This is a genomic window from Wohlfahrtiimonas sp. G9077, from assembly GCF_002252155.1.
GTDB lineage: Bacteria > Pseudomonadota > Gammaproteobacteria > Cardiobacteriales > Wohlfahrtiimonadaceae > Wohlfahrtiimonas.
Map to the genome: position 1 here is coordinate 61,708 of NZ_NEFD01000001.1, position 22,580 is coordinate 84,287.

General features: G+C 44.7%; 18 protein-coding genes. 13 read left to right on the forward strand and 5 right to left on the reverse strand.

The features are described from left to right. Positions 1-214: 214 nt before the first annotated feature. Together B9T20_RS00260 and yddG are read left to right on the forward strand one after the other, a co-directional pair. Complete coding sequence (locus B9T20_RS00260; protein WP_008314861.1) at positions 215-1,606, forward strand: NAD-dependent succinate-semialdehyde dehydrogenase; 1,392 nt, start codon at positions 215-217, stop codon at positions 1,604-1,606. A gap of 93 nt (positions 1,607-1,699) precedes the next feature. After that, a complete protein-coding gene (gene yddG, locus B9T20_RS00265; protein WP_094489276.1) occupies positions 1,700-2,593 on the forward strand; it encodes an aromatic amino acid DMT transporter YddG in 894 nt (297 codons plus the stop codon). A gap of 55 nt (positions 2,594-2,648) precedes the next feature. Here yddG and B9T20_RS00270 read toward each other — a convergent pair whose 3' ends face one another. Then, positions 2,649-3,665: a cytochrome d ubiquinol oxidase subunit II gene (locus tag B9T20_RS00270; RefSeq protein ID WP_094489277.1), complete on the reverse strand. Its 1,017-nt coding sequence runs from the start codon at positions 3,663-3,665 to the stop codon at positions 2,649-2,651. 2 nt (positions 3,666-3,667) lie between these two features. Then, on the reverse strand, positions 3,668-4,990 hold the full coding sequence (locus B9T20_RS00275) for a cytochrome ubiquinol oxidase subunit I (protein WP_094489278.1): 1,323 nt from the start codon (positions 4,988-4,990) through the stop codon (positions 3,668-3,670). Positions 4,991-5,173: 183 nt separating this feature from the next. On the opposite strand from B9T20_RS00275, the gene B9T20_RS00280 reads away from it, so the two are divergent. After that, positions 5,174-5,431: a YMGG-like glycine zipper-containing protein gene (locus B9T20_RS00280; protein WP_094489279.1), complete on the forward strand. Its 258-nt coding sequence runs from the start codon at positions 5,174-5,176 to the stop codon at positions 5,429-5,431. A gap of 31 nt (positions 5,432-5,462) precedes the next feature. After that, positions 5,463-6,113 (forward strand): OmpA family protein, encoded by a 651-nt coding sequence (locus B9T20_RS00285; protein WP_094489280.1) that lies wholly within the window; start codon positions 5,463-5,465, stop codon positions 6,111-6,113. Positions 6,114-6,172: 59 nt separating this feature from the next. Here B9T20_RS00285 and B9T20_RS00290 read toward each other — a convergent pair whose 3' ends face one another. Next, positions 6,173-7,645, reverse strand: coding sequence for a PucR family transcriptional regulator (locus B9T20_RS00290; protein ID WP_094489281.1), 1,473 nt, complete (start codon positions 7,643-7,645; stop codon positions 6,173-6,175). Between the two features lie 276 nt (positions 7,646-7,921). On the opposite strand from B9T20_RS00290, the gene B9T20_RS00295 reads away from it, so the two are divergent. The 3 genes from B9T20_RS00295 to B9T20_RS00305 are packed head-to-tail and all read left to right on the forward strand — an operon-like array spanning position 7,922 to position 11,984. Next, a complete protein-coding gene (locus B9T20_RS00295; protein WP_094489282.1) occupies positions 7,922-9,232 on the forward strand; it encodes an amino acid permease in 1,311 nt (436 codons plus the stop codon). Positions 9,233-9,288: 56 nt separating this feature from the next. Next, positions 9,289-10,581 carry a 4-aminobutyrate--2-oxoglutarate transaminase gene (gene gabT, locus B9T20_RS00300; protein WP_094489283.1) on the forward strand — a complete coding sequence of 431 codons (1,293 nt, stop codon included), beginning with the start codon at positions 9,289-9,291 and terminating at the stop codon, positions 10,579-10,581. Positions 10,582-10,595: 14 nt separating this feature from the next. Then, complete coding sequence (locus tag B9T20_RS00305; protein WP_094489284.1) at positions 10,596-11,984, forward strand: NAD-dependent succinate-semialdehyde dehydrogenase; 1,389 nt, start codon at positions 10,596-10,598, stop codon at positions 11,982-11,984. Between the two features lie 107 nt (positions 11,985-12,091). Here the strand turns inward: B9T20_RS00305 and B9T20_RS00310 are convergent, their stop codons facing one another. Beyond that, complete coding sequence (locus B9T20_RS00310) at positions 12,092-13,189, reverse strand: LysM peptidoglycan-binding domain-containing protein (RefSeq protein ID WP_094489285.1); 1,098 nt, start codon at positions 13,187-13,189, stop codon at positions 12,092-12,094. A gap of 159 nt (positions 13,190-13,348) precedes the next feature. Between B9T20_RS00310 and def the strand changes: the two genes are divergently transcribed. From def to argH, 6 genes are read left to right on the forward strand one after another with little or no spacing between them, the layout of a single operon-like run. Continuing rightward, positions 13,349-13,864 (forward strand): peptide deformylase, encoded by a 516-nt coding sequence (gene def, locus B9T20_RS00315; protein ID WP_094489286.1) that lies wholly within the window; start codon positions 13,349-13,351, stop codon positions 13,862-13,864. A 2-nt stretch (positions 13,865-13,866) separates the two neighbouring features. Continuing rightward, positions 13,867-14,808 carry a methionyl-tRNA formyltransferase gene (fmt, locus tag B9T20_RS00320; RefSeq protein WP_094489793.1) on the forward strand — a complete coding sequence of 314 codons (942 nt, stop codon included), beginning with the start codon at positions 13,867-13,869 and terminating at the stop codon, positions 14,806-14,808. Beyond that, positions 14,809-16,338, forward strand: a complete 1,530-nt coding sequence (rsmB, locus tag B9T20_RS00325) for a 16S rRNA (cytosine(967)-C(5))-methyltransferase RsmB (protein WP_094489287.1) — start codon at positions 14,809-14,811, stop codon at positions 16,336-16,338. Further along, positions 16,331-16,891, forward strand: a complete 561-nt coding sequence (locus tag B9T20_RS00330) for a DUF4390 domain-containing protein (protein WP_094489288.1) — start codon at positions 16,331-16,333, stop codon at positions 16,889-16,891. Before rsmB ends, B9T20_RS00330 begins: the two co-directional genes overlap by 8 nt. After that, positions 16,885-19,029, forward strand: coding sequence for an ATP-binding protein (locus B9T20_RS00335; protein WP_094489289.1), 2,145 nt, complete (start codon positions 16,885-16,887; stop codon positions 19,027-19,029). The genes B9T20_RS00330 and B9T20_RS00335 overlap by 7 nt, the downstream gene beginning before the upstream one ends. Before the next feature lie 16 nt (positions 19,030-19,045). Further along, positions 19,046-20,431: an argininosuccinate lyase gene (gene argH, locus B9T20_RS00340; RefSeq protein WP_094489290.1), complete on the forward strand. Its 1,386-nt coding sequence runs from the start codon at positions 19,046-19,048 to the stop codon at positions 20,429-20,431. Here argH and B9T20_RS00345 read toward each other — a convergent pair. After that, positions 20,415-22,571 carry a DNA internalization-related competence protein ComEC/Rec2 gene (locus tag B9T20_RS00345; RefSeq protein WP_094489291.1) on the reverse strand — a complete coding sequence of 719 codons (2,157 nt, stop codon included), beginning with the start codon at positions 22,569-22,571 and terminating at the stop codon, positions 20,415-20,417. The genes argH and B9T20_RS00345 overlap by 17 nt on opposite strands. Positions 22,572-22,580 lie beyond the last annotated feature (9 nt).

The window sequence follows — 22,580 nt, forward strand, 5'->3', positions numbered from 1 at the left end:
AACTTGTGGCGCTATAATGACATGACTCTCTTGTAGGGGGTCGGTAATTTAGCCGATTTCCCCGCAACGTTTTATGAAGAAAGCTTCAATAAAATGGAGGGGGGTCTTAATTTGAAGATTTAATTTATTTCTCAGGCTGATTTAAAGATTAACTTTTTAAATCATTCGGTAAAGAAGTATAGTCAAGTATCTTTTCTATTGATAGGAGTCAATCATGGCATTCGCAACAGTTAATCCTTACACCAATGAACTCGTTAAAGAATTCCCAAGCGCGACAGAAGCAGAGATTGTTTCTGCCATCGACAAAGCGGATGCAGCATTCCAAAGCTGGAAAAACTTACCCGTTGCAGAACGTGTGAGCATTTTAGGCAAAGCGGCTAAACATTTGCGTGACAACATCGATGAGCATGCCAAACTCATCACTTTAGAAATGGGTAAAGTGTTTGCTGAGTCTAAAGCAGAAGTGGAATTGTCTGCACAAATTTTAGAATACTACGTAAAACACGCAGAAGAACAATTACAACCGCGTAAACTTCCTGTGATGGATCCTGCGGAAGGCGAAGCCTCTTTAGTGTACGAGCCTTTAGGCGTATTGCTTGCCATCGAACCTTGGAACTTCCCGTATTATCAAGTGGCGCGTATTTTGGCACCACAATTGTCAGCGGGTAACACATTGATTTTAAAACATGCTTCAAACGTACCACAATGTGCTGCGGCGTTTGAAAAAATGATGTTAGAAGTGGGCTTGCCTGAAGGCGTGTTCATCAACTTATTTGCTGAGCATCATCATGTGGAAACCATTTTACAAGATCCACGCGTGTGTGGCGTTGCATTGACAGGTTCTGAATTTGCAGGTTCTGCCGTTGCACAAGTTGCGGGTAAACACCTTAAAAAATCTATCATGGAATTAGGCGGTGCGGATGCATTTGTGGTATTAGACGATGCGGACATTGAAAAAACGGCCAAATGGGGCGTGTTTGGCCGTCATTGGAATGGTGGTCAAGTGTGTGTATCTTCTAAACGCATGATTGTGGATGCTAAAGTGTATGATGAATATTTAGAAAAATACACAGCAGGCGTGGCGGCATTGAAAGCGGGTGATCCGATGGATCCTGCCACACAATTGGCACCATTATCTTCACAACGCGCGAAAGATGGTTTGTTAAAACAGATCGAAGAAGCCGTTAAACACGGCGCAACAGCCATTGAAGTGGGCGAAAAAGTTCCAGCTCAAGGTTGCTTTGTTCAACCCACTATTTTAACAAATGTGACGCCAGATAACCCTGCGTACTATCAAGAGTTCTTTGGTCCTGTGTCCATGATCTTTAAAGCGAAAGATGAAGCCGATGCCATTCGCATTGCCAACGATTCACCTTTCGGTTTAGGTGGCTCAGTCTTTACATCTGATAATGAACGTGGTCGTAAAGTGGCACTCCAAATCTCAACAGGTATGGTATTTGTGAATCACCCAACCATGGTGAAAGCAGACTTACCATTTGGCGGTGTACGTCGCTCAGGCTTTGGTCGTGAATTGATCGATTTAGGCTTAAAAGAGTTCGTGAACCAAAAATTAGTGGACATCGTGGACATTGATGCACCATTCTAAGCACTCATTTTTGAGATGATAAAAAGCCTCCTTCGGGAGGCTTTTTTGTGTCTTGTCATTTTGTGGCTTATATTGATGCCTAAAGGAGGATTTATGAATCGACAAACAGCAACCTTGATTGGCATCAGTGCCATTGTGCTTTGGAGTGCAAATGTGGGATTGCTTCGCCAAGTGGCGGTGAATTTTGGGGCAGTGGGCGGTGCTGCGTTAACGTATTCAGTGGCGAGCATTTTTTTGCTCATCACACTTGCGCGCCCAAGCATCAAAGCCTTTAGTAAAACGTATCTCATTTGGGGCAGCGTATTGTTTGTGGCGTATGAAGTCTGTTTCTCACTTGCCATTGGTTATGCCAACACCGCAGAACAAGCCATTGAAGTGGGCATGGTCAATTATCTATGGCCAACTTTTACGATTGTGGCGGCGATTTTATTCAATCATCAAAAAAGCAACCTTTGGATCATTCCAGGATTCATCATCTCTTGCGCTGGCATTGTGTGGATTTTAGGGGGCGATGCGGGCATTAGCCTCTCGCAGATGCTGGACAATATCAATGACAATCCTTTAAGTTATGGTCTTGCCTTTGTGGGTGCATTGATTTGGGCGGCTTATTGCATCGTGACTGCACGACTTGCGAAGGGGCAAAATGGCATCACGCTCTTTTTTATATTGGTGGCGATGACGCTGTGGCTGCAATACGGATTGACAGAGCAAGCAAGCTTTGAGTGGCATTGGATGGGCGCTGTTTATCTATTGTTAGCAGGTGCAGCAATGGGTTTTGGTTATGCTGCGTGGAATGTGGGGATTTTGCATGGCAATGTCACTTTACTTGCCACCGCCTCTTATTTTGTGCCTGTGTTGTCAGCTGTATTGGCGGCGATTGTGTTAAATGCGCCATTATCGTTGTCCTTTTGGATGGGTGTTGTATGGGTGTGTTTAGGCTCCATCATCTGTTTATGGTCCACGCGAAGCGCTATGCGTTCTAAATAATAATGGCATAAAAAATCCCGCACAAGGCGGGATTTTGTTCATCAAAGTGAGTCAATTAGTAACCCACGTGATGATCATGCTCGATTTTACCTTTAAAGATGCGATGCACATAGAATGTGTATGCAAGGATCATTGGCAATACAATGGCCACACCCCACAAAGTGAATTCTAATGAGGCAGGTGCTGCACTTGCTTCCCAGATGGTCAATTGACCTAAGATGATGTCAGGGAAGATGCTGTATGAGAAACCAATGAAGGCACACAATACAATCAATACCGCACATAAGTAAGGCACCCAATCATATTGGTAAGTCGTGTCCACAGCGATTTTAGGCAACATACGGAAGATGATGAAGGCTAAAATCACACATGCCAATGGTACAGGCGCTAAATAAATGATGTTCGGGAATGTGAACCATTTATTGTATACAGTTGTGCTCACAAGTGGCGTTGCTGCAGAGATCAACACGATCGCTAAGAAGGCTAAGAAAATGCTGTTTTTAACAGTTTTAATGGCCATTTGGCGGATGTGATCTTTAGATTTAAAGATCAACCATGCAGAACCAAGCAATGCATAACCAAAGCACACAGAGATGCCCACTAAAATGGCAAATGCCCAACCATATAAAGAGGTGTCTAAACCTGTGGCATATAAACCCACCATCACACCTTGTGATAAAGTGGCGATGTATGAACCAATGGAGAACAATGCATCCCATAAGCCTTTGTGGTGCTCTTTTGCTGTGTTACGAAAGTCAAAGGCTGCACCACGTAAAATTAAGCCACCTAACATTAAAACAGTTGGAATGTAAAGGGTGACTAAGATGTCGCCATAAGCTTTTGGAAAGGCAATGAAAATGACGCCAATGCCAAGGACAATCCATGTTTCGTTCGCATCCCAAAATGGGTCGATCGTGGCCACCATAGAATCGCGATCGGCACGATTTTTCACAAATGGGAACAATAAGCCCACGCCTAAATCATAACCATCGAAAATGATGTAAAAGAAGACCGCCGCTGCCATTAAAAAGGCAAATATGACGGGTAGAATCGTTGCTGCATCCATGACCATGATTATGCTCCTTGTTTCGCAGTGTTATTTTTGATTGCTTTATGAGTCATATAAAACAATACAGATAAGTAACTCACTAAAATGAAGACATAAAGTAAGCTATACATCAATAATGAAGAGATCATCACTGTCATGCCGTGTGGTGCTGCAGCATCTGCTGTTTTAAGCACGCCGTAGACCAACCAAGGTTGGCGACCGATTTCTGTCACATACCAGCCGGCAATGACGGCGATCCAACCTGAGAATGTCATGGCCACTAAGCCTTTTAACATCCAGTTAGAGACCTCTTTTTTACGCCATAATTGGAACGCTGCAATCCATGAAGCAAAGAGCATTAAGAAGCCAATGCCCACCATGATTCTAAAGCTCCAGAAAACTTTGGCCACAGGAGGATGTTCTGCAAATGTATTTAAACCACGAATTTCGCCATCCCATGTATGAGTCAAAATCAAGCTGCCTAAGTGTGGCACAGCGATGTCAAATTTATTTGAACGGGTTGCTTCATCAGGGAATGCAATGAGGTTTAATGCAGCAGGTGCTTCTGTTTCCCAGATGGCTTCAATGGCGGCCAATTTGTCTGGTTGATGTTTTAACACCAATAAACCTGACATGTCACCGACAAAGATTTGTACAGGGATTAAAATGGCAGCAACCACCACACCTAAATGCATGGCATGACGCGTACCTGCCGCGCGGTCACCTTTGAGCATGCGATATGCGGAGATACCTGCAACGATGAAGGCAGCCGTTAAGCCAGAGGCCAATAACATGTGCGCTAAGCGAGTCAAGAAGCTTGGGTTGAAGATCACTTCCCACCAGCTGGTGACATGGGCAACGCCATCGATCATTTCATAGCCTGCAGGGGTTTGCATCCAAGAGTTCAAGGCAATGATCCAGAAGGCAGAGAACGATGTACCCACCGCCACTAAAATCGTTGCAATGTTGTGCGTACGATCAGAGACGCGATTTTGACCAAAGAGCATCACACCTAAGAAGGTGGCCTCTAAGAAGAACGCAGTCAATACTTCATAGCCCAATAACGGCCCTGCAATATTACCCACGGTTTCCATAAAGCCCGGCCAGTTTGTACCAAATTGGAAGCTCATGGTAACGCCTGTCACAACGCCAATGGCGAAGCTCAATGCAAAGATTTTAACCCAGAAGTTATACGCATTTAACCAAGACTGATCTTGCGTTTTCTGATAACGTAGTTTAAAAAATAAAAGCATCCATGCCAAAGCGATGTTAATGCTTGGGAAGATGATGTGAAATGTAATATTAATGGCAAATTGTATCCGTGCCAGTACGGTTGGATCTAGTTCCATTTTTGAACCTTTAATTTACAGTGGGGGAGGGCCAACATTATAGGATATTTTTATAGAATAGGGGGAGGCTTTCTATAAAAAAACTTTTATTTTGTCGTATTTTCGAACAATTTTGTAAAAATTGTGTAGATTGTTTAAGGGCTTATCCATAAAAAATGTAAAATTGATCAAGGAGACAGAATCATGAACCATATCAAAAAAGTGTTAATTTCTTTAGGGGTGATGAGCCTTGTGGCTGCGTGTGCATCGAATGATCCTTATCGTGATCGTGGCACCCGTGAAAATGTGGTTTCTGGCGCATTGATCGGGACAGCTGTGGGTGCGGGCGTTGGTGCATTATCAAGTAAAAAACATCGTGGGCGCAATGCCGCAATTGGTGCCGGTATTGGCGCGGCAGCCGGTGCAACAACGGGCGCAGTGGCCACGCAGCGCGACCATTAATTGATGAATCATAAAAATAGATAGGAATGATATGAAAAAACAGGTGATGATACTCTCAGTATTGGCCATTGGCTTGGCAGGTTGCACAACGAATCCTTACACAGGACAAGAACAAGCCGCAGACACGGGGGTTGGCGCAGCCATTGGTGCAATTGTGGGCGCAGGCATTGGCGCTTTATCGGATAAAGGCAAACCTGGGCGCGGTGCTTTGATTGGCGCAGCCGGCGGTGCTGCTGTGGGCGGTGGCATCGGTTATTATTTGGATCAGCAGGAAGCAAAATTGCGCCAAAGTTTAGAGGGCACAGGTGTGAGCGTGACGCGTTATCCAGATCGCATTGTATTGAATATGCCAAACAGCTTAACCTTTGACACCAGCAGCTCTGTGCTCAAGCCCTTTGGCGTACAGACCTTAAAAAGCGTGGCGGCTGTCTTAAAAGAGTACAACAAAACGGGTGCGCGCATTGTGGGTTATACCGATTCCACCGGCACGATGGCGATTAACCAACGTTTATCGAATGAACGCGCACAAAGCGTTGCCAATGCATTGGTATTGCAAGGCATCAGCGCCACTCGCTTGACCACATATGGCGCAGGCCCCAGTGATCCGATTGCCTCGAATGCAACGCCAGAAGGGCGCGCGCAAAATCGCCGCGTAGAGATTACGTTGTATCCTTTACAATAATTAATAAATCAAGCGAAGCGGCGCTGACGTTCTGTGGGCGCCGTTTTTGTATGCTAAGTTTAATGACTCTCTTCAATATGGCCTAAAATCTCACCCGCTTTAATGGCCACCCACAATTCCACAATGTCCGCCGTTGAATTGATGGCGCGTGTTGTCATCTCTTGAATTTTCTGCATGCGGTACACTAAGGTTTGTTTATGGATATGCAACTGCTTGGCAGTTTTCTCCCAAGCGCGATCATTTTCTAAAAACACCTTTAATGTATGCACATAACGGGTATTTTTCAGCTGATCTTGTTGATGCAGGGCACCTAAATTGAGCTCAAAAATACGCTCGGCATCTTGTAAGTTCTTTGGCAAGGTGTAACGGCTGTAATTTTGTTTTGCATAATGCTGCACAGGCACAGCATCTGTGGTGTTTTTGTACGCAAGTTTTGCTTCAGAAAAAGCATCATTGATGCGTTTGATCTGTTTAATGGGATCGCTGATGCCCATGTACTCAAAAAGATTGCTGAGCTTTTCAACATTGTGTGCCTCTGTCAATAAATACACGCGCTGCTTTTGAAACAGGCACAAACCGCGAATGGCGAATTTGAAAAAGACTTTTTGATAATTGATGTCAGGCTTACATTGGGCAATGATGGCGATGCAATTATCAATGCTGACATTGTAATTTGGCAGCTTTTTTTCGATGTAAGCATCACTGATGCGTTCATTTAAAATATCGTCTAAAAACTCACTGGAAAGCACGCTGCGTTGATAAGAGCTCTCTTTACGCATCTCAATGTATAGGCTAAAGAGCAGCGTTAAGCTTTGTAACAGTTCGCTGCTGATGTTGCTGTCTTCGATCACAAGGCTGATGCCATGAGATTTGAGGGGAATGATGTTGAGGGTGGGGGCGGTTTTTTGGTAAATCTTTTGGGGCACATCAATCTGTAGATCAATGGTGGACAGCAGTTGTAAGCGTGCCTCGCTTAAAGGCGCAAAGCTAAACAGCGTCTCTTTCGGATTGATGCTATTGACCAAATCAATCGGCATGTTTAAAAGGGCAGTGACGCGCGCGGTGAGTTCTTGCACATTGTGCTCACGAATCAATTCTTTGGAGTGCTCATATAATAATTTGACCAACTGATTGTTGATCACCTCTTTTTTGTCTTTATTGGCATCGATGATGATTTTAGCGATCTCAATAAAGGGCACATGATAATCAATGAATAACACCGGAAAATCATGGTCATTTGCCACTTCAATCAGCATTTTGAGATCTTTTGGTGCACTCATGTGGGTGGAGATCATCAAGCCCGCTAAATCTGCGTTGATTAACCGCATGATGTAGTCTTTTTGTTTTAAACCATTTTTGGGGATACCAAGACCGGTGGTCATGATTAAGTGGTTGGGCAATACCCATTCGCTGGGGTTTTCTAATTCTGAGGTGTGCGCCCAAACAATTTTACGATGTGTACCCTTGTGACCGCCCATTAATACGATCTTAAGCTCTGGTCTGTCGATTAAATCACGAATGGTGAGTTGCATGTTACGCCTTTAAAATGAATCATACGATCGTATGAATTTATCATACATTTCATTATTTTTATCTAATTGTTATGAAATGAAGAACACAATACTATCGAATCAGTGATGAGAACTGAGTTTTGAAAGGATGAAATGGCTATAGTGATTTGAAAATATGTGAAATTTTTTATTCATAAATGTATTGTGAGACTTCAGAATAGCTACAAATGGCAAATAAGAATCAAGAAGCTCATCAAAGTGATTGGGGAACGAGGAGAAAATATGAGGACTGTGAGTATGGAAGGATTAGCAACGCCTTCAAACCGAGAGATCAGCGCAGACAGCGTTGAAGGACAGGAGACGGAGACATTAGTCACCAAAAAATTAACATTGCTAGAAGGCGTGGCCATGATTGTGGGCACGAACATCGGCGCAGGTGTATTGGCCATCCCTTATGCATCGCGCAATTCAGGCTTTTTGCCACTCTTTTTGTGGCTCATCATCATTGGCATCATCACCACGATCACGATGCTTTATGTGGCAGAATCTTCGCTTCGCACCAAAGCGCACCATCAATTGAGTGGGCTTGCGCGTAAATATGTGGGTAAAGTGGGTTCATGGCTCATTTTTATCTCAATTTTTGCCAATACAACGGGCGCATTGATTGCTTATATGGCGGGCAGTGGCCGATTAATGAATGTGTTGTTTGGCATTCCGAATCAATTGGGCAGCATTTTGTTTGCCATTCCGGCAGTTGGTATTTTATATGCAGGGCTCAAAGCCATTGGTAAAGGCGAGAAATACATCAGTATTACGATGGTGGTGCTTATTTTGGTGCTCTCATTTTCCACCATTTTTAATGTCAATACCAAAGTTGAACATCTGATGGAAGGGCGCTGGTCTTACATGATTCCCATCATCTATTTAGTGGTGTTCAGTTATTCTGCTCAATACATTGTGCCAGAGATTGCCCGCGGCCTGGCACATCGTCCAAAAGCTTTGCCAAAAGCCATCATGATCGGCATGGCGTGTACATTCATCTTATTAACAACTGTGGCATTGTCTGTGATTTCACTGGCTGGCATTGAAGGTGTGGATGAAATTGCCACCATCACTTGGGGCAAATATTTAGGTACATGGGCAGCATTGATTGCCAATTTCTTTGCGTTGTGTGCCATGCTCACTTCGTATTGGGGATTGGCTGGCAGCTACTTTACCAATATTTTTGATCAATTTAAATTGGGCTCAGAAACCCATAAACTTCGCCGTTTAACCGTGCTTGCCGTGATCTGTGTGCCACCTTTTATTTTGGCATACCGCGAAATGGTCTCATTTGGTCGAGCCCTTGAGTTTGCCGGCGCCGTTGGCGGTGTGATTTTAGCGATTTTACCCATCATTATGCTGAAAAATTCCCGTAAAAATGGCGACATTCAGCCCGATTGGCAGTGCAATCGCTTGATCACCAGCATGCCTGTGCAAGGCGTAATCGTCGCACTTTATACCTTTGCTGCGTTATATGCAGTCAGTGATTTGCTCTATAACATCAATCTTTTGCCAACACCGGTGGAAGAGATGCTCGTGAGCCTTAATGTGTTCATCCCAAAATAATAACGATCGACACGACAACCATTTTATTGAATTGATTTAAATCTAAGGAGTTTCAAATGAGTACTTTACCTGAATTGCGCGAAGAATATGTGGCTCGCGGTGTCAGCACTGGTAACTTAAACGTGGCCAAAAGCGCCAAAAATTCAACCATCATCACACAAGATGGCAAAACCTTCATCGATTTTGCCGGCGCCATTGGCGTGATGAATGTGGGTCACAGCCATCCTAAAGTGATCGAAGCGATCAAAGCACAAGTGGAGCATTTTACGCATCCTGGTTTTAACGTGATCATGTATGAAGGTTATGTGGAAGTGTGCCGCCGTTTGTGTGAAATCACAGCAGGGGATCACAAGAAAAAAGCATTGTTATTGAACTCAGGCGCTGAAGCGGTTGAAAATGCCGTTAAAATCTCCCGTAAATACACCGGTAGAAGTGGCGTTGTGGTGTTTAATCGTGCATTCCATGGCCGCACAAACTTAACGATGGGTATGACGAGTAAAGTGAAACCCTATAAAGAAGGCTTTGGCCCATTTAACTCAGATGTTTTCCAAGCGCCGTTCCCATTTGTGTATGAACGCCCAAGCAGCATGACAGAAGATGAATATGTGGATGAAGTGATCGCGCGCTTTAAAGAGTTCTTTAAAGGCACTGTTTGCCCAAGCATGATTGCCTGCGTTGTGATGGAGCCGGTTCAAGGCGAAGGCGGCTTTATCATTCCACCTAAACGCTTTGTGGAATTTGTGTATCACTTCTGTCAAGAGCACGGCATTGTATTTGTGGCCGATGAAATTCAAGCCGGTTTTTGCCGCACAGGTAAACTCTTTGCCATGGAACATTTTGGCATTGTGCCTGATTTAATGACCACATCAAAATCGTTAGCTGCCGGCATGCCATTGAGTGCTGTGGTTGGGCGCGCTGAAATCATCAATGAACCGACAGCGGGTCAATTAGGCGGCACCTTTGCCGGCAACCCAATTGCCTGTGCCGCTGCCCTTGCGGTGATGGACATTGTGCAAGAAGAGTCATTGAATGAAAAATCAGAAGCCTTAGGGGCAAAACTTGAAGCCTTCTTGGTAGAGATGCAAAAAGATTATCCATTCATTGGAGACATTCGCCGCTTAGGTGCGATGGTTGCTGCAGAATTAACAGATCCTGCCACAGGTTTGGCCGACTCAAAACGAACCGGCATCATCACAAAATATGCGAACGACAATGGATTATTGTTATTATCAGCGGGCTTACACGGCAATGTCATTCGCTTCTTGTCACCTTTGACCATCACTGATGAAGAATTGGCTAAGGGTTTAGCGATTCTCAAAGATGCATTTGTGGAAGCGAGCAAACAGTAGAAGGACAAATTTCAATGAATGAATTAAAGGTTTACAATCCCGCAACGGGCGATCTATTGGCGCAATTGACAATGGACAGCACGGAGCTGATTGAAACAAAACTCAAAGCAGGGCATGATGCCTTAACGGCGTGGCGCAAAACTTCAGCCTATGAGCGCTCAGCCTTATTGACCAAGTGGGCAGCGCTCATTGTGGCCAATAAAGCTGAGATTGCAAAAATCATGACGGAAGAGAACGGTAAGCCATTGAAAGAATCCCTCGGTGAAGTGGATTACGCTGTGAGTTACTTAACGTGGTATGCAGAGGAAGCCAAACGTATTTATGGCCGCACCATTCCGGCAAGCTCAACGAATAAACGCCTCATTGTCACGCGTCAAGGTTTGGGTTTAGTGGCAGCGATTACGCCTTGGAACTTTCCGGCAGCGATGATGACGCGTAAAGCAGGGCCTGCATTGGCAGCTGGCTGTACGTTTATCGTCAAACCTGCAGAAGATACGCCATTGACCATGATTCGCTTAGTGGAATTGGCGCACGAAGCAGGCATCCCGAAAGATGTGTTGCAATGCGTGATTGGTTATGGTCATGAGGTGGGTCCCGTATTGACCGCAAGCTCATATGTGCGCAAAATCACTTTCACGGGCTCAACGCCAGTGGGCAAACGCCTCATCAGCGAAAGTGCGGCGACTGTTAAGCACATGTCGATGGAATTAGGTGGACATGCGCCGTTCATCATCTGTGAAGATGCGGATATTGATTATGTGGTTGAGCAAGCGATGGCTTCAAAGTTCAGAAATGCAGGGCAAACGTGCGTCTGTGCGAACCGTTTTATCGTGCATCAATCCGTGCTTGCAGAGTTCAGTGAGAAGTTTGCTAAAGCTGCCCGCGCCCTTAAAATGGGTAATGGGATGGATGAAGCTACAGACATTGGTCCGCTCATCAATCAAAAAGGCTTTGATAAAGTGGTTTTTCAAATTGAAGATGCCAAAGCCAAAGGCGCCACAGTTTTAGCGGGCGGCAATAGCTTTGCGGATCACGAAAAGGGCACGTATTTTGTAGAACCAACGGTTCTTGGCAATGTGACGCTTGAGATGAACATCATGAGTGAAGAGACATTTGGCCCTGTTGCGCCCATCATTGCTTATGAGAACTTAGAAGATGCGATCGCCATTGCCAATGGCACGCCATTTGGTTTAGCGGCCTATTTCTTTACGGACAATTATAAGCGCGGCATTTATCTACAAGATCAATTGGATTTTGGCATTGTGGGTTGGAATGATGGTTTGCCAAGTGCAGCTCAAGTGCCTTTTGGTGGCTTTAAAGAGAGCGGGCTTGGCCGAGAAGGTGGCATTGAAGGCATTGAGCCTTATTTAGAAACCAAATACCTTTCCATTGGTCAATTGTAAGTTGTTTCATTGAGTCGTACCTAGATTGATCCCACTTTGTGGGATCTTTTTTTATAACTATAAAAAAGCCCCAATTGAATTGGGGCTTTGGAGTTAAGCATCAGTGATTACTGGCTGTTGTAATCTGAATAAGGCGTAACGGCCATCATGTCTTGCTGAATGGGTTTGGCCGCTTCAATGACAATCGCTAAGCTCATGCGATCAAACACTTTATACACCATCACCATGCCGGCCGCTTGTCCTGGAATGCGTAAACGCTTACTTGGATCAATGGGATCATTTTTATAAATGTCAGGTTGTTGCACCAAAAGTAAATCACCTGGGGATAAACCTGCATCTAATCCTTTGTCTAACACCACATTCCCACCTGCCGCAACGCTTTTGAGCATGCCTGGGGTATTGACCACTTGTGCTTCGGTTTTTTGTGGGGCAGATTTGGGTTCAAAATAAAGGTTGCCGATGTTGCTCGTTTGCGGTTTTGGCACCACATATTGCCCCGGCGAAATGCCGCGGTTGACGGTATTTTTAATGTAGACCGTTGAAATACCATCTTTGACATTTTCAACCACAATCTCACCAGTTTTGATCAACTCAGTTCCGATGTCCACATCTTTTTTCTTTTTACCTTTGCTGATGTCATCGAGCTTTAAGCCTTTATGTGTGATGCCGCGCTCATAAACATTGTAGGTTTGTCCGGGTTGTAAATCACCTTTAATGAAGGCTTTCAGATTCACATGACCAGTTAAACGATTGTCTTCAAATGCCACCACATACGGTAAGGATTTGAGTTGATTGGCATCGACAATTTCCATGTCCACAAACTTACCACGAAGATAATCATAAGAGATCACCGGTAAACCTAAGTCAATTGGTACTTCGCGCATTTCAGGGGAGAGCTTAACAGTTTTAAGGCCGCCTTGCTGTTTGGCATTGCCGCCTTTGAAGTTGCGTTTATAGACAATCTTGCCATTTTTGATGCTCAATTCATCGCCAGGATAAATGCGGTTTGGGTTCTTCACTTGTGGATTGCTTTTCCACAATTGACGCCATTCCCACGGATCATCCGTGTACTTTTTCGCAATGCTCCATAAGGAATCCCCAGGCTGCACCACATAGTGTTGAGGCGCATCTGGTTTGAGCGTTGCCGCCATAGAAAGGGATGCGCACAACAAGCCAGTTGCAATGAGCAGGCGCTTTATATTCATAAATTATCCTTATTAATATTAATGCAAACAAAAATTTGATAAGATTATCTGAATTTTTTGAGCGTTTAGCAAGCCACCTGACCAAATTTAAGGCGTGCGTTGAGCGCTTCAAATCAGCGGTTTTTTTATTTTTTGATATGAATGGGTAGTTTTTAATCAATGTCTAAACTTGATGTAATTTATGTGCCACATGAGACGCTTCGTCAAACAGCAAGCGTTGTTACCACTTTTGATAAGGATTTATATGAGTTAGCTAACGGAATGTTAGAAACCATGTATGAGAATAATGGCATCGGCTTAGCGGCCAATCAGGTCAACGATCTGCGTCGCATTTTTGTCACTGACTGTACAGAAGAAAAGAACGATCCTATGATCTACATCAATCCTGAGATCATTTGGGAATCTGAGGATGTGGCAGAATCAGAAGAGGGCTGTTTATCTTTGCCAAGCATTTACAGTGGCCCGATTGAGCGCCCATTTGCTGTAAAAATCCGTGCACAAGACATTCATGGCGATTACTTTGAGCGTGAAGCAGAAGACTTATTGGCTCGCTGCATGCAGCATGAATTAGATCACTTAAATGGCATCTTATTCATTGACTATTTATCTCGCTTAAAACGTGAACGCGCTTTGAAAAAATTGGAAAAATATCTCAAAGAGATGGGGAAAAAGTGATCATGACAGCACCGAACGCAACAAGAGTGATCTTTGCGGGCACGCCTGAATTTTCAACAGGCACATTAGAGGCTTTGATTGAGGCAGGTTACGATGTGGTTGCTGTATACACACAGCCAGATCGCCCCAAAGGTCGTGGGAAAAAGTTGGCCAAAAGCCCAGTGAAAGAATTGGCAGAAAGTCATCATATTCCTGTGTATCAACCGTTGAGCCTTCGTCAAGAAGCGGCGCAAGCTGAACTTGCTGCCCTAAATGCCGATGTGATGATCGTGGTGGCGTATGGTTTGATCTTGCCTGAAGCTGTATTGAGGGCGCCTAAGAAAGGCTGCATCAACATTCATGCTTCGTTATTGCCAAGATGGCGTGGTGCTGCGCCCATTCAGCGCTGTATTGAAGCTGGAGATTCTGAAACCGGCATTGCCATCATGCAAATGGATAAAGGTTTAGATACCGGCGCCGTTTGGCGTGAAGCCAAAGTTGCCATCACACAAACCATGACTGCAGGCCAATTGCACGATGCGTTAAAAACTGTGGGGGCGAATCTTTTGATTGAAACGTTGCCGACAATTTTGGCCGGTGAATCACAGCCTGTGGCGCAAAGTGATGTGGGCATCACATATGCAGAAAAACTCACTAAAGAGGAGGCGAAAATCATTTGGTCAGAGCCTTCTGAAATCATTGACCGCAAAGTGCGTGCCTTCAATCCTGTGCCTTCTGCCCATACATCATGGCAAGGTCAGTTGTTAAAAATTTGGCAAACGCGCATCACGGATCAACCGAGCACCCGTGCACCTGGAACATTAGAAGAGCGCCATGGCGACTTATTTGTTCACACCGGCAGCACACAACTAGAAATCATTGAACTACAACTTGCGGGCAAAAAAGCAATGCTTGCACGTGACTTTATTAAAGGCACGTCACTTCATTTAGAGGAACTAATTTAAATGACAACCGATACCACTCTAAATGGCGTAAAAGTTAGCTACAAGCCAAAATCAGAGAAAAAAGCTGAACCGAAAAAGAGCCGTGATTTTTCTCGCGATGGCCAAAAACGTGTGCATTATGGCAAGGGGCAATCTAAGCCTTCGCGTCCATCACGCACGCATAAATCGCGCACGCAAACGGCAACGCCTGATAAAAATTACAGCCCAATGAGCCATTTGCTCAAAGATCCACGTTATTGTGCCATTGATATTTTGCACAAAGTGGAAAAAGGGCAGTCATTGTCTGAATTGCTTGCCACAGAAATGCGTGAGCTCAATGACAGTAATCAACGTTTTGTTCAGCATTTGGTGTATGGTGCTTTGCGCCATTTTGATGTGTTGAGCTTTCAATTGACCCATTATTTACAAAAGCCCATTAAATCCACAGAGCGCCAAGTGTATTTAGCATTATTGCTGGCGATGTATGAAATCACTGAGATGAATACCGCTGAATATGCTGCGGTGAACAATTGGGTGGCATTGATTCGTGCCATGAACAAAGAGTGGGCAGTGGGCTTAACCAATGGCATTTTGCGTAAAGTGTTGCGTGAAGGTTTGCAGCCATTGCCGAAGAACACCGCAAAAGTTTCGTTGCCAAAATGGTTGTCGGAAAAATTGATCAGCCATTGGGGTGTTGAGAAAGCCTGTGCGATTGCAGAACAATTCATGCAGCATCCGCCTATGACCATTCGTGTCAATCCGCTGCAAACAACGCGAGATGCCTATTCAGCTTTGTTAAATGATGCAGGCGTTGACCATCAAATGCATGCCCATTCTGATTCTGCCATTGTATTGACAGAAGCGGTGCCGGTCTCCGTTTTGCCACATTTTGATGAAGGCATGAGCTCTGTGCAAGATGCGAGTGCACAATTGGCTGCGGTATTGATTAATCCACAAAATGAGGATGTGATTGTCGATGCGTGTGCGGCGCCTGGTGGTAAAACCGTGGCGATGCTTGAGCGCAATCCTCAGTTGATGAAAATTTACGCCATTGACAGCGTGAGCAACCGTTTAAAACGTGTGCAAGAGAACGTGACGCGTGTCTTTCAGAATGAGTTGGCAGATAAAGTGATTTTATCCGCGAACCATTTTGAAAACTTCACAGCTGAGGAAGCCGTGGATGCCATTTTATTGGATGTGCCATGTTCAGCAACGGGCATCATTCACCGCCATCCGGACATTAAACGCCTTCGTCAACCCACTGACATTGCCGTGCTTGCGCAAACACAAGCGGATTTATTGGCACATGCTTGGTCGATGCTCAAAGTGGGCGGCCGTTTATTGTATTCCACCTGTTCGATTTTAAAAGAAGAGAACGAAGGGCAGATGCAAGCCTTTTTTGCTGCCCACAGCGATGCAAAAGAGTGTGAGTTGCCATTAGAATTTGCAGAGCGTCAAGCGTATGGCCACCAAATTTTGCCTGTGTTCTCTGAGCAAGCGGAAAAAATGGATGGCTTCTATTACTGTTTAATCGAAAAGATTGATGGTTAAACGCATTGGATGGTTGATTGTATTGTTAAGCTCATGGTTTTCCATGAGCTTTGCCAATGAGTTTATGATTTCTTCTGTGTTCGTGAAAAATGGGCGCGAGGAGAACAGTTATAAAATCGCCATCGATGCCACCATCGAAATGAGTAAAGATCAAATACAGATGCTGGAAAATGGCATTCCCCTCACCTTTACCTACACATTTGTGGTGGAGGAAAAAGTGGGGCTGGTTTGGTTAGAAGGGGACAATCCGCCAAAAAATTACAGCTTTGTCATCGCATATAATGCCTTAACGCGGCAATATGTGGTGCATGCAGAGCAGAGTAAAAAATATGAGAATTTCCCCACATTAACATTAGCGCTCGCATACATTGCTGAGCCCAAAAATTTTCGCATTAAAATTGCCCATCGAAAGGCAGACAAGATTTATCGTGGTGGCGTGCGCTTAAAACTCAACATTGATGAGTTGCCAACGCCGCTACGCATCCCGGCATATTTGTCGAGTGATTGGAATTTAGATACAGGTTGGAAGTATTGGGAGTTTGCTAAATGGTAAGAAGAACAAAAAAAGAGAGCATCATCCCTCTATTCATCTTATCGATGTTGTTGGTGATCATCTTAGGGATGATGAGCCAATCGTTAGAATCTGTGTCAAAGTACTCAGATAACTTTATTTGGCTATTGGCCGCGGGCGGCATCTGCTTTTTGCTGCTCATTTTCTTTGTGGGGCACTATTTGGTGAAACTTGTGCGCATTTATCGCAAAGGTTACATCGGTTCGCGCTTAAATGTGCGCATGATGCTGTTTTTTTCTGGGATTTCGTTGTTGCCCTTGGCGATTTTGCTCTATTTCTCCATTACGATGGTGTATAAGGGCATTGACAGCTGGTTTGATGCCTCTTTAGACAAGGGCTTTGAGGATGCTTTGGCGTTGTCCCGCTCTTCGTTAGACATTCGCCGCGTGGATGCTTTAAATTTGACGCAATCCACCGGTGAGCGCTTAATGACATTGCCATTTACGGATTTGAGTTTTTACATTGAAAATGTGCGCGAAAACATCAACGCGATGGAGTTGTCTGTCTTTGATGGTCATGGCAATGTTGTAGCCTTTGCTTCCAGTGACTTTGATAAAGTGATGCCAGAGCGACCGAATGATGTGATTCTCATGAGTGTGGCCCAAGGCATGGAATATGTGGTGCTTGAGCAGGTTTCTGACTCGCAATTGCGTGTGCGCGTGGTGACCAAAATTGCTGAAAATTTACCCTATATTTTGCAAGCCTTTTATGAAATCCCTGATAAATACACAGAGCTTGCAAACTCTACGAAAAACTCCGTGGAGTACTATAAACAGTTTAAATCCTTAAGGGCACCTTTGAAAATGAATCTGTTGGTGATTTTGGGGCTTGTGGCACTTTTGTCCATATTATTGGCACTTGGTGGCTCTTTCTTTGCCTCTCGTCGTTTGGTTAATCCGATTCGTGATCTCTCCATTGCCACAAAAGCGGTGGCCGAAGGGGATTTAGAGCGCAAAATCAAAGTCAAATCCCGTGATGAAATTGGCTTTTTAACCTCGTCTTTTAACGAGATGACGCAAAAACTTAAACATGCCCATGAAGTGGCTCAAAAATCCCAAGGTTTATTAGAGGCTGAGCGGGCACATTTGGCATCTTTGTTAGAAAAACTCTCCAGCGGCGTTTTGGTGATTGATGAGCTTGGTAAAGTACGCGTTTTTAACAATGCCGCATTGACCATTTTGGGCGTGACAGAAGATGATTTAGATCACTTAACGCTGGCATCATTAAAAGATGCGCCAGAAGCATTAAGAAGCTTCATTGCGCCATTATTTGACCATTTAAAAAACACCACAGAAAAAGAGTGGCGCACAGAGATCAGTCGCTATCACAATGGTTCGCAGCAGATTTTATCGGTGCGCGGCTCAGAAGAGAATGATCAGATTGGTTTAAAAGGTGGGAAAATTGTGGTGTTTGATGACATCACTCAACTCATCAGCGGTGAGCGTGAATCGGCATGGAGCGAAGTGGCGCGCCGCTTAGCCCATGAGATTAAAAATCCATTGACGCCCATTCAGCTTTCCGCCGAACGCATGAAACTGCGTTTTTCTGAAAAAATGGTGGATAAAGATAAAGAGATCATTGATAAATCCACTGAAACCATCATCGCGCAAGTAAAAGCGCTCAAAACCATGGTGGATGATTTCAGTCAATATGCAAAAAGCTCGCAGCAGCAATTGGTGGAATTGGATCTGAAAAAGCTCGTCAAAGAGGTGATGTATCTTTATCAAGATTATCCGGCGGCGCTTGAGATCCGCACGATGCTGGCAGATACACCTGCCTATATTCTTGGCGACAGCTTGCGTTTGCGTCAGTTATTGCATAACTTAGTGAAAAATGCCATTGAAGCCTGCCCGGATCAAACGGGGGAGATTGATGTCTCCTTAACGAGTGATGATGATTGGGTGGTGCTGAAAATTAAAGATACCGGCATTGGTTTTGATCAGGATCAGATGGCGAAGATTTTTGAGCCATATGTCACCACAAAATCAAAAGGAACAGGATTGGGGCTTGCCATTGTCAAAAAGATCATTGAAGAGCATCATGGTAAGATCGCCATCTATTCAGAAGGTAAAATGATGGGGGCTGAAGTTGTGATTCAGCTGCCGAAAATAGTGAAATAGTCAAAAAGGATTTAGGATGTCTGAACAAAAAGTCAATCAACAGTGGGGCGGTCGTTTTTCAGAAAGCACAGATGCATTTGTGCAAGCATTTACGGCATCGGTACAATTTGATCAACGCATGTATAAAGAAGACATTGCCGGCTCAAAAGCCCATGCAGAGATGTTGCATCGCCAAAGCATTTTATCAAAAGAGGATTTTGATCTGATCATCAAAGGCCTAAATGAAGTGCAAGCTGCGATTGAAGCAGGTACATTTGAATGGTCAGTTGCCCTTGAAGATGTGCACATGAACATTGAATCAGCATTGACGAGTAAAATTGGCATTGCTGGTAAACGTTTACATACAGGGCGTTCGCGCAATGATCAGGTGGCCACAGACATTCGTTTATGGCTTCGTAACACATTAGATTTAATCGATGCTGAGTTAAAGCGTTTGCAGCTTGGCATTGTGGATTTAGCCGCACGTGAATATGACACCATCATGCCAGGCTTTACCCATTTACAAGTGGCGCAACCAATCACTTTTGGTCATCATTTGATGGCGTGGTTTGAAATGATCAAGCGTGACCGTTCGCGCTTTGCCGATTGCCGTGCACGCATGAACTATTCACCGCTTGGCGCTGCGGCATTGGCAGGCACGACATATCCGATTGATCGCCACATTTCAGCCGAATTATTGGGTTTTGCTGCACCGACAGAAAACTCATTGGATTCTGTGTCTGATCGTGACTTTGCCATTGAGTTTGCGAGCAGTGCGAGCATCATGATGATGCATTTATCCCGTTTTTCTGAAGAGTTGGTGCTTTGGTCAACGCCGGCCTTTGATTTCATTGATTTACCGGATCGCTTCTGCACAGGTTCATCAATCATGCCGCAAAAGAAAAACCCGGATGTGCCAGAATTGGTGCGTGGTAAATCTGGCCGCGTCTTTGGCCATTTGATGGGTTTGCTCACATTGATGAAAAGTCAGCCACTTGCGTACAACAAAGACAATCAAGAGGATAAAGAGCCGATTTTTGACATTGCCGATACAGTGCTTGGCTCTGTGCGTGCATTTGCGGACATGGTGCCTGCCATCATCGCGAAAAAAGAGAACATGTATTTGCGTACAAAACTCGGTTTTTCAACCGCAACCGATTTGGCCGACTATTTAGTGCGTAAAGGCATGCCCTTTAGAGATGCGCATGAAGTGGTGGGTAAAGCCGTTAAATTAGGCGTCGATACGGCGCGTGATCTCTCTGAAATGAGTTTAGATGAGTTGCGTGGTTTTTCTGACTTAATCGATGCGGATGTGTTTGAGTGCTTAACCCTTGAAGGCTCTGTCAATGCGCGCAATCACTTTGGTGGCACGGCACCAAATCAAGTGAAGGCGGCCATTGAGCGCGCTAAGGCTGTGATTTAGTCATCCACCAATAATGATTGGAGGCTGCCGTCTTGACATGATGGCGGCCTTTTTTAATGTTGATCATGATTGCGCCATCATAGGCATTGTGGATATTGAAATGTGAATGATTCGGGTGCACGGTTTTTGTGGAGGCAATCAGCGTTGTTTGCCAATCTTTGGGGATGCGCAATTGACCGGAGCGTCCCTTATTGGGCATCAATAAAATATCCGGCGCGGGCAGTTTTGTTAAGGCTTGCCATTCGCGCGGCGTGATGTTGGCTAACAGCCAAATGCGCTGATCATCGAGAGTGACTTCAAAGGCACAACTTGTGTGAACAGGCAAAGGCGCAATGGTGAGGTTTTGACCGTTATAATGATAATCCTGACAGGCTGTGGCCTCATTGATCAGTGGCATTAAACTTTGATGGGCAATGATGGGGGCATCGGGAAATTGCCGACGAATGGTTTTGGTGCCGCCAATGTGCTGCTGATTGTGTTGGCTTAAAATGATGCCATTTAAATGCTCGATACCAAGGGCATTGAGTGTTGGCAAAATCGTGCTTTTTGCGGCTTCAAAACCCCTAAAATAAGGACCTGTATCATAAAGGAGGGTTTGTTCATCACTCTCTAATAACACGGATAAGCCTTCGCCCACTGGAAAAATATAGAGCCGATTGTGATGTGTGGGCATGCCAAGAATGCTGAAAACACTCAATGCGAGTATGCTGGCCATGAGTTTGATGGGCCATCCATAACGGGTGAGCAGCATTAAGGCGCACACGGTCATCAATATGGCTAACACGATGGGAATGTGTGGTACTGTAATGTGACTATATGGTAGCGCATTCATCACTTTTAAAAATTGCAATAAATGGGTCAGCCCCCAATCGCTCAAATGTAAGAAAAAGTTGGCAACGCTTGGAAAAATGGGTAAGAGCACAATGCCAATCAATAAGGGGGGCAAAATACACAGCGTTGTCCATGGAATTGCCAATAAATTGGTAATGGGGCTGATGAGGGAAACCTCATTAAAAAAGCTTGCCACAATCGGCATCGCCAGTAAGCTAATGATTAATTGTGTCACACACAACATCACAATGAATGGCCATTGAAAACGGTTGAGCAGCATTAAAATTAAAACGGCGGTAAATGAGAGCCAAAGCCCCACTGTCAGCACTGAAAAGGGTGCAATGATTAATACAATCAGTAGTGCCGTTGCCAAACTTGAGAGGTTAAAGATCGGATAGCGCCAAAGCAGCGTGAGCATAAAGATCGTGAACATAATGAGTGCGCGTTCTGTCGGTAAACTCATGCCGGCTAACAGCGCATAACTGAGGGCAATCACAATGCTTAAGGCTGCGGCGATTTGATAAGGCGCGGGGCGCGTGATCATGCAAAACCCAAAGGAGGTTCTTAACATCACAAAACACCAAAGCGCCACAAAAGTCAGATGTAAGCCTGAAATGGATACCAAATGAATGGTGCCTGTTTGCCGAAGGAGTGACCACGTCTCTTGTGGTATTTTTTGTGTCATCCCAACGCTGAGGGCCGCCATCAAATCGCCATTTTGACGATCAGGTTGTGTGAGGCGATCAAAAATCTGTGTGCGAAGCTCAGTGATGGCATCGCTGGGCTGAATTTCTATCAGTTGAGCATTGTGGGGTAAAGTTGCTGTGGCAATGCGCTGTTTTGCTAAATGTTGCAGGCGCTGCGGCATTGTGTGAAATGTAGCTTTGGCGCGATTGGGCTGAAGCGTCAGTTGAGCTTCATAAATGGCGGACAGCGCAATGGGTTGTGCGGTTGGCACATTGTATAAACGAAATGAGAGATTTTTAAAGGCGGCGGGTGCAATGATGCGCGCTTCTAAGGCATGGCTTTGTGGATAGTATGCTGTGACTTCAAACTGATAGGTATCTTGATGGGGGAGCGTGTTAAAGGCCGATTGATAATGCAGAAGTTTAGGAATGGCAAGGCCACTTGCAAGGAGTAAGCCAATGATGATGAATCCTAACGTGAGGCGATATTTGGCAAGAAATACAGCAAGGATGGCTAAAACAATAGTGATGCAAAGAAGAGTAATGAGCAGTGCTGTGAAGCTGAAGGGGAAGAAGATGATGGCGACTAAACTGAACAAGGTTGTTAAGGATAGTGCGATCATCTTCAAGCC

Excerpts from the sequence above, each read along its gene's own strand:
- B9T20_RS00330 (WP_094489288.1), top strand. The coding sequence starts at position 16,331 with ATGGTTAAACGCATTGGATGGTTGATTGTATTGTTAAGCTCATGGTTT.
- B9T20_RS00295 (WP_094489282.1), top strand. The coding sequence starts at position 7,922 with ATGGAAGGATTAGCAACGCCTTCAAACCGAGAGATCAGCGCAGACAGC.
- B9T20_RS00275 (WP_094489278.1), bottom strand. The coding sequence starts at position 4,990 with ATGGAACTAGATCCAACCGTACTGGCACGGATACAATTTGCCATTAAT.
- gabT (WP_094489283.1), top strand. The coding sequence starts at position 9,289 with ATGAGTACTTTACCTGAATTGCGCGAAGAATATGTGGCTCGCGGTGTC.
- argH (WP_094489290.1), top strand. The coding sequence starts at position 19,046 with ATGTCTGAACAAAAAGTCAATCAACAGTGGGGCGGTCGTTTTTCAGAA.
- B9T20_RS00335 (WP_094489289.1), top strand. The coding sequence starts at position 16,885 with ATGGTAAGAAGAACAAAAAAAGAGAGCATCATCCCTCTATTCATCTTA.
- B9T20_RS00290 (WP_094489281.1), bottom strand. The coding sequence starts at position 7,645 with ATGCAACTCACCATTCGTGATTTAATCGACAGACCAGAGCTTAAGATC.
- B9T20_RS00280 (WP_094489279.1), top strand. The coding sequence starts at position 5,174 with ATGAACCATATCAAAAAAGTGTTAATTTCTTTAGGGGTGATGAGCCTT.
- B9T20_RS00310 (WP_094489285.1), bottom strand. The coding sequence starts at position 13,189 with ATGAATATAAAGCGCCTGCTCATTGCAACTGGCTTGTTGTGCGCATCC.
- B9T20_RS00260 (WP_008314861.1), top strand. The coding sequence starts at position 215 with ATGGCATTCGCAACAGTTAATCCTTACACCAATGAACTCGTTAAAGAA.
- B9T20_RS00345 (WP_094489291.1), bottom strand. The coding sequence starts at position 22,571 with ATGATCGCACTATCCTTAACAACCTTGTTCAGTTTAGTCGCCATCATC.
- B9T20_RS00285 (WP_094489280.1), top strand. The coding sequence starts at position 5,463 with ATGAAAAAACAGGTGATGATACTCTCAGTATTGGCCATTGGCTTGGCA.
- B9T20_RS00305 (WP_094489284.1), top strand. The coding sequence starts at position 10,596 with ATGAATGAATTAAAGGTTTACAATCCCGCAACGGGCGATCTATTGGCG.
- B9T20_RS00270 (WP_094489277.1), bottom strand. The coding sequence starts at position 3,665 with ATGGTCATGGATGCAGCAACGATTCTACCCGTCATATTTGCCTTTTTA.
- fmt (WP_094489793.1), top strand. The coding sequence starts at position 13,867 with ATGACAGCACCGAACGCAACAAGAGTGATCTTTGCGGGCACGCCTGAA.
- def (WP_094489286.1), top strand. The coding sequence starts at position 13,349 with ATGTCTAAACTTGATGTAATTTATGTGCCACATGAGACGCTTCGTCAA.
- rsmB (WP_094489287.1), top strand. The coding sequence starts at position 14,809 with ATGACAACCGATACCACTCTAAATGGCGTAAAAGTTAGCTACAAGCCA.
- yddG (WP_094489276.1), top strand. The coding sequence starts at position 1,700 with ATGAATCGACAAACAGCAACCTTGATTGGCATCAGTGCCATTGTGCTT.